Genomic DNA, 2484 nt, shown 5'->3' on the forward strand with positions numbered 1-2484 from the left:
ACTCCCGACTGGGAATTGAAAGTCGGATTGAAGTCGTTGTCGAAGAGAGCACCGTTGTTTGCAATGAGGAAGCCTGTCCACACTTGCTGAAGATCAATCGCCGATACAGGAATATCCAAACCTGCCCTAACTAGCCTTCCAGACTCATAAATCGTCAGCGCCTCGGCATAGGCCCTCAGCTGTTCCCAGGTTACCGGCGGTTCATCGGGGTCGAGACCGCTCTCAACGAAGAAGTCCTCCCTGTAGGCTAGAAGTCTGCCCGAGCCGAACACAGGAACCATGAAGTTCTTGCCTCTGTAAAGGCCAACACCCAGAGTACCTCCGAAGTCTTCTGGATCTTCAAGCTTGTCGATGAGACTGTCGATGTCCATTATCACGCCTGTTTCAGCAAATCCCGCGATCGCAGCCTGGCCGTGCATGAATATATCTGGTCCTATTCCGCCGGCAAAGGCAGTTGTAAGTTTTGTGGAAAGCTCTCCCCAAGGTATATACTCAACCGCGAGCTCAATGTCGGGATTAGCTTTCTCAAAGGCAGGAACCAGGTGATCGTCTACGGCCTCCATCAAAGCTTCTGGAGTGCCTGCAAACCAAACCGTAACTTTCGTCTTAGAAATTGCCGTGAACGATAGAGCGAGACAGATGATCAGAATCAATATCCATTTCTTCATTACCACACCTCCCTGTTAGTCTCTGGTAATCTTGCTGAACTCCCTGACAATCCGTGAAAAACTCCCGATTTCGGTTCCCGTTACGATAGGGCCGACAATCAGCCCCTTGAAGCCGAGATCTAGAATTCTATCTGCTTCGTCTACGGTAATCCTCTTCTGGGTTGGGATAAAGGAAGGCAGTTCCGAAAGCTCAAGTATTTCCAAATACTTTAGAAGGTCTTCCAGAGAAAGATTTTTCCCGTAGTCCTTTGGATCTATGATAGAAATCTCTACCGCATCTGCCCCGGCCGTCTTTAGATACGAGGCCATCGACTTGGAATATGTATGATTAAGAGCCAGCATCTTGCAGAGATCGTTTTTCATAACATACAGCGGAGCGAAGTCGACGTAGACGTCAAAGAAAGACAGACCGAATTTGTCCATTTCCCCTAATTCCTCTTCTGACGCCATTGTTTCAGCTCCGGGAACGATTCCCATACAGCAGTCAAGAGTAGAATGGATGTTCTTTGCGGTCTCTCTGACGTCGGTCCATGTGACATGAACCTTTCCAGTTACCCTATGCTTCACATTTATATGAAGCTTTATTGCATCGGCACCGTTTTCAATTGCAGCCCTTGCGTATTCTAGACTGTTCTCGGGAAGACTGACGATCAAGAGTCTATCCTTCAAATCCATCAGCTCTCTGAAATGCATTACTTTTCCCTCCTCAGGGTTTCACCTTGCATCAAGAACGGCTCCACAAACACGACTCCTTTTGATTCAAAATTTCCCTCCATCAACTCCTGAAGCATTGTTACTGCGATTCTCCCAAGAAGATATGGGTTTAGCGCGACGGTGGTTATTTTTGGAGAGGTCATCTTGCAGAAATCGAGCCCACCAAATCCAACGACCCCTATCTCTGAAGGGATGGAAATCTTCCTGTCTTGCAGAGCCTCCATTACACCTTTCGCAAGCCAATCGGTCGTGCAGAAGATCACTTCCCTGTTTCCAGGTGTTCTGAGGTGTCTCTCGATGGCCATTCTTCCATCTCTCTCTTCGAAGGAGTTGCATTCGACAATCTTTACCCGCTCAATTGGGAAACTGTTTTCACTCAGACACTTGAAGAAACCTTCCAGTCTATCAGCAAATGTCGAAACGCTTCTCGGCCCTGTAATGACGGTAACTGTAGAGTAGTTATGCTTGATAATTTCATTAGCGGCGAGATAACCGCCTCTGACATTGTCATTGTTTACAGAAGCTAGGTTTTCCAGGCCCGAGTATTTGCCGATCAAGACGACCGGAATCTTCATTGCCGACAGGAAAGTCTTCAAATCGTCAGGCATTGGGATGCCTCCCACGATCAACCCTTCGACAAGATCGAGAGGGATCAGCGATTCATCGAAGCTCTTCTTACTTCTGATCGACTGAACCAGGCAGTGAATATCCGATGACCCGGCCCCTCTCAGTATCCCCCGCTGAACTCCAGAGAAGAACTCGTCGCTTTCGATTGATTTATGAGGGTTGGAAACGAAGAACATTACAACCTTACTGCCAAAGCCGTTGGATATCTCGCCCGGGTGTCCAAGCTTCTTAGCTACTCTCAAGACTTTTCTCTTTGTAGCTTCACTGATTCTGCTGTCATTATTGAGTACTCTGGATACAGTAGAAATAGACACGCCAGTGATTTCCGATATCTCTCTCAGAGTCGGCAGAAAAAGACCTCCTAACTCGTTAATTCTGTGCAAACCATGCAAACATGAATTCTTCAAGTGATTCTAACAATAAAGAACATACGAAACTAATGCGGCGAGGATTGATCTACAAACTCTGCAAACAT

3 protein-coding genes are annotated in these 2484 nt (G+C 47.1%); all 3 read right to left on the reverse strand.

Annotation, left to right across the window (positions count from 1 at the left end; all coding sequences use genetic code 11):
* Nucleotides 1–668, reverse strand: a 668-nt coding sequence (locus tag ENN47_09985) for an extracellular solute-binding protein (GenBank protein HDP78491.1), incomplete at its 3' end; no start/stop codon positions are given.
* A gap of 15 nt (nt 669–683) precedes the next feature.
* Entirely contained in the window at nt 684–1361 is a 678-nt protein-coding gene (locus ENN47_09990) for a hypothetical protein (GenBank protein HDP78492.1), read from the reverse strand.
* Nucleotides 1361–2416, reverse strand: coding sequence for a LacI family transcriptional regulator (locus ENN47_09995; GenBank protein ID HDP78493.1), 1056 nt, complete (start codon nt 2414–2416; stop codon nt 1361–1363). The genes ENN47_09990 and ENN47_09995 overlap by 1 nt, the downstream gene beginning before the upstream one ends.
* Between the last annotated feature and the right edge of the window lie 68 nt (nt 2417–2484).

It is taken from the genome of Mesotoga infera (genome assembly GCA_011045915.1).
GTDB lineage: Bacteria > Thermotogota > Thermotogae > Petrotogales > Kosmotogaceae > Mesotoga > Mesotoga infera_D.